15 protein-coding genes are annotated in these 13,641 nt (G+C 45.2%); 1 reads left to right on the top strand and 14 read right to left on the bottom strand.

Going from position 1 to position 13,641, the window contains the following annotated elements; translation table 11 throughout:
• Nucleotides 1–16: 16 nt before the first annotated feature.
• The 14 genes from LG211_RS12145 to LG211_RS12080 form a co-directional block, all read right to left on the bottom strand.
• Nucleotides 17–727: a DUF4342 domain-containing protein gene (locus LG211_RS12145; RefSeq protein WP_148395849.1), complete on the bottom strand. Its 711-nt coding sequence runs from the start codon at nt 725–727 to the stop codon at nt 17–19.
• 16 nt (nt 728–743) lie between these two features.
• Nucleotides 744–1,511, bottom strand: a complete 768-nt coding sequence (gene recO / locus LG211_RS12140; protein WP_148395850.1) for a DNA repair protein RecO — start codon at nt 1,509–1,511, stop codon at nt 744–746.
• 182 nt (nt 1,512–1,693) lie between these two features.
• Nucleotides 1,694–2,743, bottom strand: a complete 1,050-nt coding sequence (asrC, locus tag LG211_RS12135) for a sulfite reductase subunit C (RefSeq protein ID WP_148395851.1) — start codon at nt 2,741–2,743, stop codon at nt 1,694–1,696.
• An 18-nt stretch (nt 2,744–2,761) separates the two neighbouring features.
• Nucleotides 2,762–3,553 carry an anaerobic sulfite reductase subunit AsrB gene (gene asrB / locus LG211_RS12130; RefSeq protein WP_148395852.1) on the bottom strand — a complete coding sequence of 264 codons (792 nt, stop codon included), beginning with the start codon at nt 3,551–3,553 and terminating at the stop codon, nt 2,762–2,764.
• A 2-nt stretch (nt 3,554–3,555) separates the two neighbouring features.
• The gene (gene asrA, locus LG211_RS12125; RefSeq protein ID WP_148395853.1) at nt 3,556–4,602 is read right to left on the bottom strand and encodes an anaerobic sulfite reductase subunit AsrA; all 1,047 of its coding nucleotides are present in this window, start codon (nt 4,600–4,602) and stop codon (nt 3,556–3,558) included.
• 309 nt (nt 4,603–4,911) lie between these two features.
• Nucleotides 4,912–5,301, bottom strand: coding sequence for a hypothetical protein (locus tag LG211_RS12120; protein ID WP_269477608.1), 390 nt, complete (start codon nt 5,299–5,301; stop codon nt 4,912–4,914).
• Nucleotides 5,302–5,487: 186 nt separating this feature from the next.
• Nucleotides 5,488–6,384, bottom strand: a complete 897-nt coding sequence (gene era, locus LG211_RS12115; RefSeq protein WP_148395855.1) for a GTPase Era — start codon at nt 6,382–6,384, stop codon at nt 5,488–5,490.
• Entirely contained in the window at nt 6,381–6,767 is a 387-nt protein-coding gene (gene cdd / locus LG211_RS12110; RefSeq protein WP_227755329.1) for a cytidine deaminase, read from the bottom strand. Before cdd ends, era begins: the two co-directional genes overlap by 4 nt.
• 5 nt (nt 6,768–6,772) lie before the next feature.
• Nucleotides 6,773–7,225, bottom strand: a complete 453-nt coding sequence (gene ybeY, locus LG211_RS12105) for an rRNA maturation RNase YbeY (RefSeq protein WP_148395857.1) — start codon at nt 7,223–7,225, stop codon at nt 6,773–6,775.
• Nucleotides 7,226–8,206, bottom strand: a complete 981-nt coding sequence (locus LG211_RS12100) for a PhoH family protein (protein WP_227755412.1) — start codon at nt 8,204–8,206, stop codon at nt 7,226–7,228.
• On the bottom strand, nt 8,148–9,389 hold the full coding sequence (locus tag LG211_RS12095) for a sporulation protein YqfD (RefSeq protein WP_148395858.1): 1,242 nt from the start codon (nt 9,387–9,389) through the stop codon (nt 8,148–8,150). The genes LG211_RS12100 and LG211_RS12095 overlap by 59 nt, the downstream gene beginning before the upstream one ends.
• Complete coding sequence (locus LG211_RS12090) at nt 9,337–9,600, bottom strand: YabP/YqfC family sporulation protein (protein WP_148395859.1); 264 nt, start codon at nt 9,598–9,600, stop codon at nt 9,337–9,339. Before LG211_RS12090 ends, LG211_RS12095 begins: the two co-directional genes overlap by 53 nt.
• A 296-nt stretch (nt 9,601–9,896) precedes the next feature.
• On the bottom strand, nt 9,897–11,315 hold the full coding sequence (locus tag LG211_RS12085) for a spore germination protein (RefSeq protein ID WP_148395860.1): 1,419 nt from the start codon (nt 11,313–11,315) through the stop codon (nt 9,897–9,899).
• 115 nt (nt 11,316–11,430) lie between these two features.
• The gene (locus LG211_RS12080; RefSeq protein WP_269477607.1) at nt 11,431–12,378 is read right to left on the bottom strand and encodes a diacylglycerol/lipid kinase family protein; all 948 of its coding nucleotides are present in this window, start codon (nt 12,376–12,378) and stop codon (nt 11,431–11,433) included.
• Between the two features lie 122 nt (nt 12,379–12,500).
• Between LG211_RS12080 and LG211_RS12075 the strand changes: the two genes are divergently transcribed.
• On the top strand, nt 12,501–13,610 hold the full coding sequence (locus LG211_RS12075) for an aminopeptidase (RefSeq protein ID WP_148395862.1): 1,110 nt from the start codon (nt 12,501–12,503) through the stop codon (nt 13,608–13,610).
• Nucleotides 13,611–13,641 lie beyond the last annotated feature (31 nt).

Here is a 13,641-nt window from a genome sequence, read left to right as displayed (position 1 = left end):
ATTTCTATATTGTTTTTTATTTATCGTTGAGTTTATCTTCGATATTCTCTTTGATGTCTTCTACACCATCTTCCAAGTCATCAATGATCTCTTCTGCTTCATCCTTAATATCATCTGCAATATCGCCCGCTTCATCAAAGCAGCTGGAAAAATCGATGTCTTCTTTTTCTTTCTTTACTTTACTGATGGCATCGGAGGCCTTTGCTTTGGCATTCTGATAAATGTCGGAACTTCTTTCCTTTACGTCCTGATAAAGATCGGACCCCTTTTCTTTCACTTCATCGGCCACAACGCTGCCCTTTTCAACTACGTTCTCTACTGTATCGGAAACTGTATCGCTTACATCGATGATCGTACCGTCATCTTTTACAACTTCAACGGTACATTTGAATCCAAACGCCGCGATCACACCTAAAACAGCGCCCCACGGAGCAACGACTGTTCCGATAATTCCCAGGTTCACCGGGATGTTGAGGATTACCTCATCCTCTCTTTTTACAACGATCTTGGAAACGTTTCCCTTCTTGATCAGTTCTTTCAGGTTATCCAATACGGCAGTCCCCTGTCTGCTGAAGGATTTGCTTTCCTTGCTGTCAATAGTCTCCTCGATGCTGATAATCGCATCTACTACACTGCCATCAGCAGCTTCCAGTGCTTCCTTTGCTTCCGCATAGCTCACACCTGTTCTGTCCTTGACTAATTCAATCTTTTCTAATGTAATCTCCATGTTCAACCTCCTGGTATTAATACTCCGTTAAAAAGCTTTCGCTCTTTAAATCACCAATATCTAAATGATACGCTGCATACCGCCTGATCATGGCCTGCAGCTTTTTTTGGACCTTCTCATCCAAAGCCAGAAGTTCAAAGTTTTTCAGAGAATTGTCCGCAAAGTACTTTAATATATCTACTATACCAAAACTAATCGGATAAATCAATGTATCATTGCTACTAATTTCAACGGCAGTACCGCATTTTTCGCAGATAATCCCTCCATCTTTTATGCTGAGATACACCGGCGGATTTTCCTGGCCGCAGAATTGTCCGCAGAGGCAGCACCGATCCAATCGGGGCATAACCCCCATGATCTTCAGTGCTTTTACTTCATAACCCAAAACCAAGGTTCCATGGCTTTTTTGCCGTTTTTCCATGACGCTAAAAAAGTCCAAAATCAGACTGAACAAGGCCTGTGAGGGTTGTTCTTCCACCAGCAGTTTTTCGGTAAATTCCAAAACGTAGGAGCTGTTCATATACTTGTCTACATCTTCCCCGATCCGATAGTAGCTTTTTAGCACTTCCGCGCCGTTGATATTGTAGCTGTCTCTGTTTTTAAAGAGTTCGTAGCGGCCGTAAGTGAAGGGGCGCATAGCCAGCGCCGATTTATTCCTGCCCTTTTCGCTGATGCTGGTTCCCGCGCTGATCTTTCCGTATTTTTTTGAAAACAATAGGACCATACGGCGTCCATATGCGGCTTTTATCTGTTTGAGTATGATGCCTTCCGTATCTGTGATCATAGTTGGGCTCCTTTCTGCGAATCATTGTCCTTTAGTTTACCACATCCACTGAAATTCAACAATAGTTACAGGACCGTGAAAAAACCGGCTTCATAGTTGAAAACCGGTTTTTCGTGTATATGGATCCTCCGCAGCACTAAGCTCCAATCAAATGGGACTCAATCATTGAAAGCTGCTACCGTTTATTTCATTGATTTTTCCTGAGGTCCCGCATGTTTATGCTGGGAAAGAGGCATGACATGGATATTGCTCCGCTGCTCGTTTTCCGCCCAGTAAATATCATCGGCTACCTTTGCCTCCGGATTGAATTCCACGCCTTCAAAGATATGTTTTACAAACTCTTTATATCCTACCCGATCAATCAGATGGCCTCCGTGGAGATATTCCGGTTTGTAGTCCAGGGCCCAAGCAGAAAATTTCTGCCAGTTTGCAAACATTCCCAGAACCACCTCTTCTGTGACCCAGTTGAGAAACAGTTTGCCGGATCTGGGCGTCTGTTTTCCCGTTCTTCCTCCCAAGGTAACTCGGTATAATTTCTTTGGATCCCGGGTCCATCCTCCCGTCGGACAGATTAATGTGCATTCTCCGCAGCCAACGCAGCAGCATGGGTCCTTGTCGATTTTTCCATTTTCATTAAGAGACAGGACACCGGTTGCATGAGATTGACATGCATCAACACAAGAGCCGCAGCCAATACAGCGATCGTAATCATAAACTTGTTTATTGATTCCGATCACCCCAAAATCATTAAAATTGGCCTTGGCACAGTCGTTGGGGCATCCGGCTACGGAAACTTTAATATGATAGTGGGACGGAAATACCAGCTTTTCAATTTTTTTCGCCATCTCATAGGTATTGGCATTTCCTTTTATGCAATGGGTGTTGCCAATGCATGCCATAACATTACGAGCGCCGATGGTGGGATAACCATACTGAGTCGCTTCCATGTCGCATCCGCAGATGGTCACATCCACTTCCTCGATATATTCTCGGATGTATTCATTGACCTTTTCAATATTTTCGTATTTAATTCCTGGTACATCCAAAGTTTGGCGGGTTCCCATATGAAAGGATCCGTTTCCCCACCGCTGGCAAATCTCTGCTACTGTTTTCAAATGCTGGGCATTGATCACTGCACCGGGCACGCGCATTTGCAGCATAAATTCGCCCGGCACCTTGGACTGGCGGAAACAGTTGGTGCGAACTTTCTTTACATCAATATCATGATTCATTTCCATTACCTCCTTCCCTTAATCCACCAAATATTTGGCCCGGGTATAATTAAACGTCGGCCCATCCAGACATACATAAACTTCATCGATCCGACAGTGGCCGCACTTTCCTACCGCACAGGACATCTTGCGTTCAAAGGAAAGCCAAATTTTTTCATCCGGCACGCCGCATTTGGTACATTCCATAGCGGTAAATTTCATCATCGGCGGCGGACCGACCACAACTACTTCGTATGCATCACCGAACGTGTCAAAGGGGATTTCTTTGACAAATTCCGTCACAAAGCCTTTGCGCCAGCCTGGAAAGTTTTCGTTATCCAATGCATATATAGTTGAAAAATGATTTTTCCACGTTTCCAATTCATTACGAAACAGGATCCCCTCTTGATTTTTAAATCCGCAGATCAAATGAACACTTTTCGTAAAATCCGGTTCTTGCTCAAACTTGCGCAGCATACTTCTGACAGGGGCCAGCCCGGTTCCTCCCGTAATGATAACCATATGTTTCCTCTGGAAGGTTTCCATCGGCCACCCGTTTCCATACGCACCCCTCAGGAACAGCTCATCTCCCGGACGCTTTGCGAAAATCTCATTGGTAACTTTTCCAACGGAACGAATGGTAAACTCCATCCATCCATCGCCAAAACTGCTGACCGATATGGGCGCCTCTCCTATTTTGGGGATTGAAAGCTGGAGGAACTGACCGTGGGCAGGCCGGATATCGGTCTTTACTTTAAAGGTATATTCTTGCTTGCTTTCCTGTTTGATATCCAAGATCTCACAGGCTACGGGCTGAATGATATTATCCATGATTATCTTCCTCCTTCTGCACTGCGTTTGGCTGTGATTTCATCCACAGCAGCAGCCATTTTCTCTACTGTAGCTGCAATCGAAATCAATTCCGGGCATCGGCTGATGCATCTGCCGCATCCGACACACATATGAAAATCGTGGAAGCGGGCCTTGTAATCATGGAATTTATGAAGAACTTTATATCTCATTCGTTCTCCCGCAGAATCACGGAATACAATCCCCCCTGCCATATCGGTAAATCCTTTAATTTGGCACGATGCGGAAGTCCGCTTGCGTTCGCCGGCGCTTGTATTCTCCTGATAGATAATATCGCTGGCAGTAAAGCAGGTACATGTACTGCATGCGAGGGTACAGGCTCCGCAGGAAACACAGCGTTTATTAAATTCGTCCCACATGGAATGGCTCTTTAATTCAGTCAAAACCTCCTGATCCGGTATTTCCGGAATGGATACCTGAAGTTGGTTGTTTTCAACAAATGAAGGCGCAAACGAAGCAGAGGCGCAATCCCGGAAATAAGACTCCAGCGCTTCATCCTTTACTTGTATTAGCAGCGTTCCTTGATCCTCCCGTACGGCAGCAGCATAGTCTTCTGTCCGATTCGTACCCATGCTGGAACAGAAGCAGGTATCCCAGCCTTCACCGCATTCCATCAGCACAACCTTAACTTTCTCACTCATTCGCTGGTAATAGGAATCGGCAAAGTCTCCGTTCTGCAGATAAATCTTTTCCTGATGGTATTTTGCATGCACATCACAGGGCCGCATAAAAATAAGCAATTTCTTTTTCGTTTCTTTACTAGCCCTGTACTCGTCTTCTGTGAAATAAAACAAGGTCTCCGTAATCGGTGTTAAAACTTCTTTTGCCGGAAAATCCGACTTTTCGTGAAACTCGATTTCTCCTGCCGTATGTACTTGATCGTAACGAATGATATCGGTATCAGAGTATCTCCCCTTACCGACGAATCTTTTCGGAGCCCAGATCTCGAACTCATCCCGCAGTGCGTCAAAGATGCGATCTGCCTCCTCAAAATCCAGTTTATAGCCCATATCAAAGCCTCCTTTGGATCCTCTCTAATGTTATATTGATTTCTTATATTGTCTACCTTATTCACCGTTTTGTCTAATTATTAAAGTTTATCGTGTCATAAATATTATTTATGTATAATTCTGAAAATTCCAACCAGTTATCTATGCTCTCCGCCTGCTCCCTTTCACAAATGAAAAGATTGAGAACGTATTGAAAAGGAAGTTCTGAGGCAAACTTGCTGAAAAAAAAAGCAACTGCCCTCAAGCTAGATTTTAGTTCTAACTTACGGGCAGCCATTTAAATACGGTCATATTTTGCATTTTTATCTGTTAGATTATTTTCTTCAAAGCTTCCTTATCCAGCTTTTTTCGATCTAAGATCTTGATTGATTCAAATGCATCACTAATGCTGTTCTGAAGCATATAATAGTGGCGCTCTTCTCGTTCTGAAAGCTCTCTAAGTTCAACCCTTATGTCGTACACTTCTGATTTCAGCAATACAATATCAGATTTTACGTTCACCATATCCTCTTTTAACACTTCTATATCGGAGCGCATGTCTTTCATCTCCGAGCGCATGTCTTTCATCTCCGAGCGCATGTCTTTCATCTCCGAGCGCATGTCTTCCATCTCCAAACACAGATCTTTCACTTGGGTCTCAAGCTTTTGCAACCCGGATTGTACTTCTAATAAAATGTTTAGGACTTTATCTTCCATCATGTTACCCCTTTCACAACTGGAAAATACCGTTTCTTAGATTGCTTGCAAGCTGCGTTGCAGCAAGATTCACTATTTTCTTCCTTGCGGCAACGCCGCATTCCGATGGTTAGAATAGTATGTTTTATTGTAGCACAAATGGAATCGCTCGTCTATAGATTTAGATATATTATTTACATTTATTTACATTTACTCCTTGTACCCAAAATTGGATAGCGCAAAGTCGCTGTCCCTCCAATTTTCCTTCACTTTTACCCACAGTTCCAAAAACACTTTCGTCCCCAGCAGAGCCTCGATCTCTTCACGGGCGCTCTTTCCAACACCTTTCAATTTTCTGCCTTCTTTGCCAATGATAATTCCCTTATGAGACTTTTTTTCGCAATAGATGACAGCCCCAATTTTTGTAATCTTAGGAGTTTCCTTGTAGCTTTCGATCTCCACGGCTACACCGTGAGGCACTTCTTCCTGCAAATAAAGCAGCAGCTTTTCACGAATAATCTCACTGACAATGAAACGCTCCGGATGATCTGTAACCATATCTTCCGGGAAATACATCGGCCCATCTTCCATAAATTCAGCAGCAGCCTCGATGACATCGCCTACATTTTTCCCTTCTGTGGCAGAGGTTCCGATAATCTTGGAAAACACTCCCGTCTCCTCGTACTCTTTATAAATCTGCAGGAAATCATCCGGATCCAGCTGGTCGATCTTGTTAATGACTAAGATTTTAGGCGTGGTGATTTGCCGCAGAAGATCCAGAATGTATTTATCTCCCGGACCTGCACTCAACTTATCATCGACGATCAAAATCACCGCATCCACTTCTTTAAAGGTGCCGATTGCCGACTCGGTCATAAAGTCGCCCAGCTTATTTTTCGGCTTGTGAATCCCGGGGGTATCGATAAAGATCATTTGCAGATCGTCCTGCTTTTCCTGCCCGCTGCGGGTATAGATTCCCCGAATGGTATTTCTGGTAGTCTGCGGCTTGCTTGTGGTAATGGCAATCTTTTCTCCCAAGATGGAATTAAGCAGGGTTGATTTTCCAACATTCGGCCTGCCTACGATACTAATAAATCCTGATTTCATTCTTTCTCCAATCGAAAGCCTTCCGGAAGCAGAACATTTAGAGGCTGCACCCTGAGGCTGTTTTCATCTTTTCCTGTAATAACGTCTAGCTCCGGGCAAAATTCGTACATAAATTGCCGGCAGATTCCGCAAGGAAGAGCTTCACCGCCGCTGGAAGCGATGGCAATGGCAGAAAACTGCCGCTTTCCTTCTGAAATAGCTTTAACAAAGGCCGTCCTCTCAGCGCAGATCGTGCCGCCATAGGATGAATTTTCCACATTGACGCCGGTATACACTTGTCCGTCTTTTGTCAAAAGCGCAGCGCCAACCTGGAACTTTGAAAAGGGTACGTATGCGTTTTCTTTGACCTGATCGGCTATCTTGAATAGTTCTTTGTATTCCATACCGCTCACCTTTCCACCTGAATCTTCTCCATAACCTGGTCCTCTTTCGCCCGCATTTCCTGCTTGTCCTCTTCGTCCATATGGTCGTAGCCCAGCAAATGGCAAATGCTGTGCACAAATAAATAAACCATCTCCCGCTCATTGGAATGGCCGTATTCATCCGCTTGGATCAATGCCTGCTGCGTACAGATAACCACATCACCCAAAGGGATTCCGCCTTCCTCAGGAAGCTGATTCAGATCCTCGTATTGGGGGAAGGACAACACATCGGTGACTTTATCCACTCCCCGATACATGCTGTTCAGCTGCTGAATCTCCTCCGGGCTGACGAAGGTCAGGCTCACCTCTACACGATCAGAAGGAATGCCCTCAGACTCTACACAGATGACCGCCCCTTCCTCCATCTTGGCGAGGAGCTTATCTCCCGGTTTTCTTTCCGGGTCGCATATAATGTTCATTTATTCCTCCTCCGGTTCGGGATTTGCCTGATAATATTTATCATAAGCGCCGATAATCTTCTTAACTAATTCATGCCTGACAACATCCACATCTTTCAAATAGCAGAAATCAATGCCCCGCACATGTTTTAAAATCTTGGACGCTTCCACAAGACCTGACCGCTTGCCTCTGGGCAGATCGATCTGGGTCACGTCGCCAGTGACGACGATCTTGGATCCAAAACCCATTCTGGTTAGAAACATCTTCATTTGTTCGCGGGTTGTATTCTGTGCCTCGTCTAAAATAATGAAGGAATTGTCCAGCGTCCGGCCCCGCATGTATGCCAGCGGCACCACCTCGATCGCTTCTTTTTCTTTTAAGCGGAGGGCGCTTTCTCTGCCCAAAACATCGTAAAGGGCATCATATAGGGGCCTCAGATATGGATCAACTTTTTCCTGCATATCTCCCGGCAGGAAGCCCAGCCTTTCACCTGCTTCCACAGCCGGCCGGGTCAGAATGATCTTCTGCACTTCTTTATTCTTAAAGGCATGGACGGCCATTGCTACTGCGATATAGGTTTTTCCTGTGCCTGCCGGGCCGATTCCGAATACAATATCCCGCTTGCGAATGCTCTCGACATATTTTTTTTGACCCAGAGTCTTTGGTTTTAGCGGTTTGCCTTTATGAGTAAAGCAGATGATATCTTTATCTATCTTGCTTTCTTCATAAGAAAGCCCTTCATCCTTCAGCGCAATGACATAATTGATCTTCTGTTCATCCAGCGTTTCGCCTTTTTTCATGATCTCCGTTAATTCCTTAATAACTGATTCAGCCCGGTCTGTATCCTGGCCTCTTAAAATCAGCTCATTATCCCGCTGCATGATATCCACATCCATATTTTCCTTTATAATTCGAATGTTGGAATCCAGATTTCCAAAGAGCTCACTGCGGTCGATCTCCTCGCTGATCACGATCTTTTTTATCTTTTCCGTCTTGTTTATCAACTATGATCTCCTCTTCTGTTCCTATTTGCTGTAAGGTTTCTAATGTCACACCTATTGTTATTATATTTTTTTCCCGGGAAAAATTCAAACTTTTATTGAGAATTTGTGCTTTTTGCGGTAAATTTTCTTTTGCATACTGTCGAATCGCGGCATTTACTGTCTTTGTCAGTTCCTCATTTTTAACTTCGGTCTGACTTAAAGTCACTTGTTCCACGGTTACTGCGTCGATTTTCAGCCGAAACGGTTTGACCAGATTAATCAAATTCTTTGTCTTTACTCTGGAAACCTCATAAGGATTGACGGCCTTGGCAAGGTTATGGCCGTTGAAAGAAAGTCCCCATATCTTCTTTCCTGTCCCGGTCTTGATTCTCTTATACCTCTCTGCATAAAAATTCAAACGTTCCGGTATTTTAGCTTCCACCGTCCCTTCTGCATGGACGTAGGTTTTTGTTTCGTTTTCAGAATCAGTGCCGTAGGCCACATTCCGCAAAGGTACCGTTCCTGTAATTAAGATATCGCCTTTTTTTACATAGGCCCCGTCTTTCACAGCCCGCACGCCTTCAATCGGAATGACTTTGCTGATATATCCCGCTTTATCGGCTACGATATCGCAGGGCTTTTTGTCCTCAACTTTGGTCTTTACTGGCTTTGCACCTTCGGCGATAGTGACTTTTGCCAGATTTCCGGTAAAATCAATACCTACCCAGGAAATTTCATCGTAATCTTCATACAACTTTATTTTAACCTTGCCTACATCGATATTTTTCTTGCACCCTTCGTACAGCCCGGCCTCGGCCAAGGTTTGGCGCAGCTGAGGCTCATCGATCTTTTCGTACCCGTCAATTTGAATTTCCACGATAAAAAGGCTCTGATAGTAAAAAAACGCCAAAAATAGCACCACCCCTATAATCGTGACTTTTCGTTTCCACAGGCCCATCAAAGCATACCCGTATCCACCGTCGGAAATTACCGTAATTTTATAGGTACTCTTGGCCAGCTTTTTCAGCTTTTTAAAGTCTTGGCTGCTGACCATCATCGTCAGTTCCAAATCACTTACGAATGTTACGCCCTTGAGTTGAACCCGGTTCTTTATGCACTTGTCGATCAGCTTATCCAGCTGAAAACCTTCAACTCTTATCTTCTTGTAGTGTTCCGTAAAACTGGAGTTGTTCCAAGTCACCTGTGATCAGCATCCTTTCGTCTTTCAGTTCTTTTATGGTCAGATCTTTTCCTACAACAGAAGTAAATCGCTGCCCATTATGAACGATGATTTGATCTCTACTAAGCAGTACCAATTTTTTTACATTGTCCAAAATAACCGTATTGCCGCTGACCAGTACCCTGGGCATATTGATCGCAAAATCAAACAGCAGTTCATCCTTAATGGCCATATTCCCTCCTTATCATTCTTTCTATTTTATTACTCCCTTCTGAAGAATATGCAGGTAAGATGCGAGCTGCATCCAGCATCTTTTATCACAAAAAAACACCTAGATTTATGGCTTTGTAATAAATTCAGGTGTTTTTGTAAGTAGATAGCAAAGAGTCTATATTTTGTATGGCGCAGACGTTGTTTTTTTCGGGCCTAATGTTTGATGCGGCTCTACTACCAATCTGATTAGAATAGTATACAACGCAAGCCGCATCAAATAGAATCCCGATTCAAGACAATATGCTAAAATATAAATTATTCTTTTGTTCGAAACAGTAATTTTTTTAAAGCTTTTTTATCAAACGGGATCAGCGGATACAGATAGCTGGTCCCTGCCAGGGTCTTTGTGGAAACCATGAACAAAAGGCCCACGGCCAGGCCGATGACCGCACCCCAGATTCCATAGACCGCAGCCCCGATCAAAATCAGAATACGCATGAATTTCACTGCATACCCCAGCTCGATGCTGGGCTGGGTAAAGCTGGCCAGCGCCACCACGGCCATGCAGAGAATGGTTTGCGGAATGAACCAGCCGGATGATATGGAGAACTCGCCCAATATCAATGCTCCGATGACGGAAAGGGACATTCCCAGGGATTCCGGTGTATTGAGGGAAGCAAGCTTCAGCCCGTCGATGGCCAGCTCAAGGAGGATAAACTGCCAGAATAACGAGATTGCAAATTCTTCATCGGGCACGAAAAAGGTCTCGTTAATAGGAATTGGAATATCGCCTTGGCTCACCAGCAGATACACCGGTGTTAGAAACAAGATCACCAGCGCATTGGCAATTCGCAGAAGGCGGAAATAATTGCCTGTAACAACGGGGAAATAATAATCATCCACATCCTGGACAAAGTCGAAGATTCCTGCCGGAATTAAGATGACCGTCGGCGAATTGTCGGTGATGATCGCAAGCTTTCCTTCCGCCACATGGGCCGAAATCACATCCGGCCTCTGGGTATACCGAACCTTGGGGAAGGGGTTCAGCCAGCCTCCCCTGCGGCCTCCCCGCTTTCCCTGCAGTTTGCCCATAGCATCAATCAGCGTTTGTTCCCCCACTGTTGTCGTTTCCAGCTTCAATTTATTCAATTCATCGGAAAGCTGGTCGACCAGCTTTGGATCGGCCTTTCCTTTCATATAGACCAGGCAGACGTCGCTCTTGCTCTCATTGCCCACAATAAAGCCCTTGAAAATCAAATTGCTATCCCGAAGTCTGCGCCGTATTAAGGCTACATTGGTCATCAAGGTCTCCGTAAAGCCGTCCTTTGCCCCTCGCAGAGACTTCTCCTTGGCCGGCTCCTGCACGCTCCTGGCGGGATATTCTCTGATATCGATAATGATAATTTCATCCAGGCCGTCAATAATAAAGGGTATGAGGCCGGAATAAAAATGCTTGAGCGCTTTATCGATATCCGTTTCTGTCAATGTATCTAAAAAAGGAAGATTGCGTTCAATAAACGTTTTCGAGGTATGGACATCCTTCATTTTCTCCGGCGGCACCCGCAGCAGATAAGACATGACCCTCTGCATGACCTCACCGTTTACCAGTCCATCGATAAAAAAGATTGTCGTTTCTTTGCCGCCGATACTGATATTTCTTTCCAAAACATCAAAGCTTTCTCCCAAAGGCAGCTTTTTTCGAAATGCATCGAGATATTCCTTATATTTATTCATACTTCTCTCCCTTAACAAAACATATGACTTGCAGTCGCAAGTTTCATTCTTGTTTAGTTTGTCAAGGTTTTGGAATATCATTCGCATTTTTTCCAAACAACCCTTTGCGGCCGCTTCACACTCCTGCGGGTACGGAAAAGCTCATGGCCCTGGGCGCTATTTCAAAAGTGACTTTTTCTGTGTCGATGATTTCGCCATCTACACAAAGCTTCATTAAGCCCTGATTGGCCCAGATTTTCAATCGCCTGCAGGTTCGATAATCAATGATTTCCGGCGCTTTTCGGTCTGCTAGATGGGTTCCTTTGGCGTATTTGGGAAACAGCCGGATAAAGGTCCTTCGAGGAACATTTTTGATCAAGCTCACATCCATCAATCCATCGTCCACCTTGGAAAGAGGCAGTCCCTTTACGCCTCCCCCACAGTAACATCCGTTGGCGACTGCGATCAAAAGCAGCTTGCCGTCAAAGGCACTTCCGTCCTCATAGAAAACCTTCAGATCAGCGCCTTTCTTTTTAACCAAAATAATGGCCACCGACAGCAAATAGGCAAATGAACCCTTCACCAGCGGCCAGTTTTTGGCGCGGCTGGTCTGATCCACCACATTGCAGTCAAATCCAATATTGAACATATTCACGCAATATCTGCTTTCCCCGGCTTGTCCTTTCCTTTCTGCCTCATAGCGAATCAAATCGCTGCTGCGTGCCTGACCGCGCAATTGGGCTTCAATATCCAGGAATTCCTGGGGTGAAGCATAGTTTCTCACATAATCGTTGCCCGTTCCCAGCGGCACGCAGCCCACCTCCACACCCTCAAACCCGACGGCCCCGTTGACCACTTCATTCAAAGCCCCGTCTCCGCCGCAGGCGTAAAAACGGATATTTTCACCGGCCTCTTTTTCCTGGCAGATCGTTCGAACGAATCGTTCGCCATCTCCCTGAGATCGGGTTTCATAGATTTCAGCAGCTTCCCCCAGCCGCTCCGAAGCAGATCGGATCTGCTCTTCCAGTTTCTGTTTCTTTCCCTTTTTTCCGGCCAGTGGATTGATCACAAAAATATGTCGCATCTTTTCTCTCCTTGCCTCTCATTTTAATGTTTCCTGAACCTGCATGCAACACTAATTCTTTTAAAATCCGCCCACTTAGGGTATAATATCTACCAGTATATAGAATTTAAAGGAGTTTGATTATGGATACGAGAATAAAAAAGCTGTCGGATCTGCTGGTCCACTATTCCTGTAACGTACAGAAGGGGGAAAAAGTGTTGATCACCTATGAAGGAGACTGCTGCAAACCGCTGATCCGCCAAATCATCAAGGATGTATACGCCTGCGGCGGCCTGCCCTACGCGGAGCTTCGGGACTCTGCCGTAACAAGAGAGATTCTGCTGGGATGCCAGGAAGAACAGATTGAGTTTATGAACGAATATCAGTTGGCGCAGATGAAAGGCATGCAGGCCTATATCGCAGTGAAGGCCGGCGATAATACGGCGGAAATGGCGGACGTGCCTTCCGAAAAGCTGAACATGTACAGCAAGCTGACCCGGCCGGTACTGGACTACCGGGTGAATAAGACCAAGTGGGTCATCGCAAGATACCCAAACAGCTCCATGGCTCAGCTGGCCAATACCAGTCTGGAAGCCTTTGAAGATTTTTATTTTGATGTCTGCACCCTTGACTATCAGAAGATGAGCACGGCCATGGATGGGCTGGTAGATCTGATGAACAAAACGGATAAAGTCCAGATCAAAGGACCGGATACGGATTTGACCTTTTCCATCAAGGATATCCCCGCCGTAAAATGCGCCGGCGAGTGCAACATCCCCGACGGCGAAGTCTACACGGCTCCAGTAAAAGAATCTATGAATGGAACCATTTCTTACAACACACCTTCGGAAGAACAGGGTTTTACCTTTGAAAACATTGTATTTGAAGTCAAAGATGGAAAAATCGTCAAAGCCTCAGCCAACAACAACGACCGCATCAACCAGCTGCTGGATACCGACGAAGGCGCCCGCTATTTCGGAGAGTTCGCCCTGGGCGTCAACCCATACATCCTTCAGCCCATGAAGGATACCCTCTTTGATGAAAAAATCGCCGGCAGCTTCCATCTGACCCCGGGAGCCGCCTATGAAGATGCATTTAATGGAAACAAGTCGGCCGTTCACTGGGATCTGGTCATGATCCAGCGCCCGGAATACGGAGGCGGCGAAATCTACTTTGACGATGTGCTCATCCGTAAAGACGGCTTATTCGTGGTTCCCGAATTAAAAGGACTCAACCCGGAAAACCTGAAATAAAGCCTTTATCCGTTATTCCTTTCCTGTACAA

This window comes from Hominibacterium faecale (assembly GCF_020734085.1).
Classification (GTDB): domain Bacteria; phylum Bacillota; class Clostridia; order Peptostreptococcales; family Anaerovoracaceae; genus Hominibacterium; species Hominibacterium faecale.
This window is presented reverse-complemented; position numbering and strand designations above follow the sequence as displayed.

Bases quoted from the DNA above. Each gene is read 5' to 3' on its own strand.
- LG211_RS12090 (WP_148395859.1), bottom strand. From the start codon at position 9,600: ATGGCCATTAAGGATGAACTGCTGTTTGATTTTGCGATCAATATGCCC.
- asrC (WP_148395851.1), bottom strand. From the start codon at position 2,743: ATGAATCATGATATTGATGTAAAGAAAGTTCGCACCAACTGTTTCCGC.
- recO (WP_148395850.1), bottom strand. From the start codon at position 1,511: ATGATCACAGATACGGAAGGCATCATACTCAAACAGATAAAAGCCGCA.
- era (WP_148395855.1), bottom strand. From the start codon at position 6,384: ATGAAATCAGGATTTATTAGTATCGTAGGCAGGCCGAATGTTGGAAAA.
- LG211_RS12080 (WP_269477607.1), bottom strand. From the start codon at position 12,378: ATGCGACATATTTTTGTGATCAATCCACTGGCCGGAAAAAAGGGAAAG.
- cdd (WP_227755329.1), bottom strand. From the start codon at position 6,767: ATGGAATACAAAGAACTATTCAAGATAGCCGATCAGGTCAAAGAAAAC.
- LG211_RS12075 (WP_148395862.1), top strand. From the start codon at position 12,501: ATGGATACGAGAATAAAAAAGCTGTCGGATCTGCTGGTCCACTATTCC.
- asrA (WP_148395853.1), bottom strand. From the start codon at position 4,602: ATGGGCTATAAACTGGATTTTGAGGAGGCAGATCGCATCTTTGACGCA.
- LG211_RS12085 (WP_148395860.1), bottom strand. From the start codon at position 11,315: ATGAATAAATATAAGGAATATCTCGATGCATTTCGAAAAAAGCTGCCT.
- LG211_RS12145 (WP_148395849.1), bottom strand. From the start codon at position 727: ATGGAGATTACATTAGAAAAGATTGAATTAGTCAAGGACAGAACAGGT.
- asrB (WP_148395852.1), bottom strand. From the start codon at position 3,553: ATGGATAATATCATTCAGCCCGTAGCCTGTGAGATCTTGGATATCAAA.
- LG211_RS12120 (WP_269477608.1), bottom strand. From the start codon at position 5,301: ATGATGGAAGATAAAGTCCTAAACATTTTATTAGAAGTACAATCCGGG.
- ybeY (WP_148395857.1), bottom strand. From the start codon at position 7,225: ATGAACATTATATGCGACCCGGAAAGAAAACCGGGAGATAAGCTCCTC.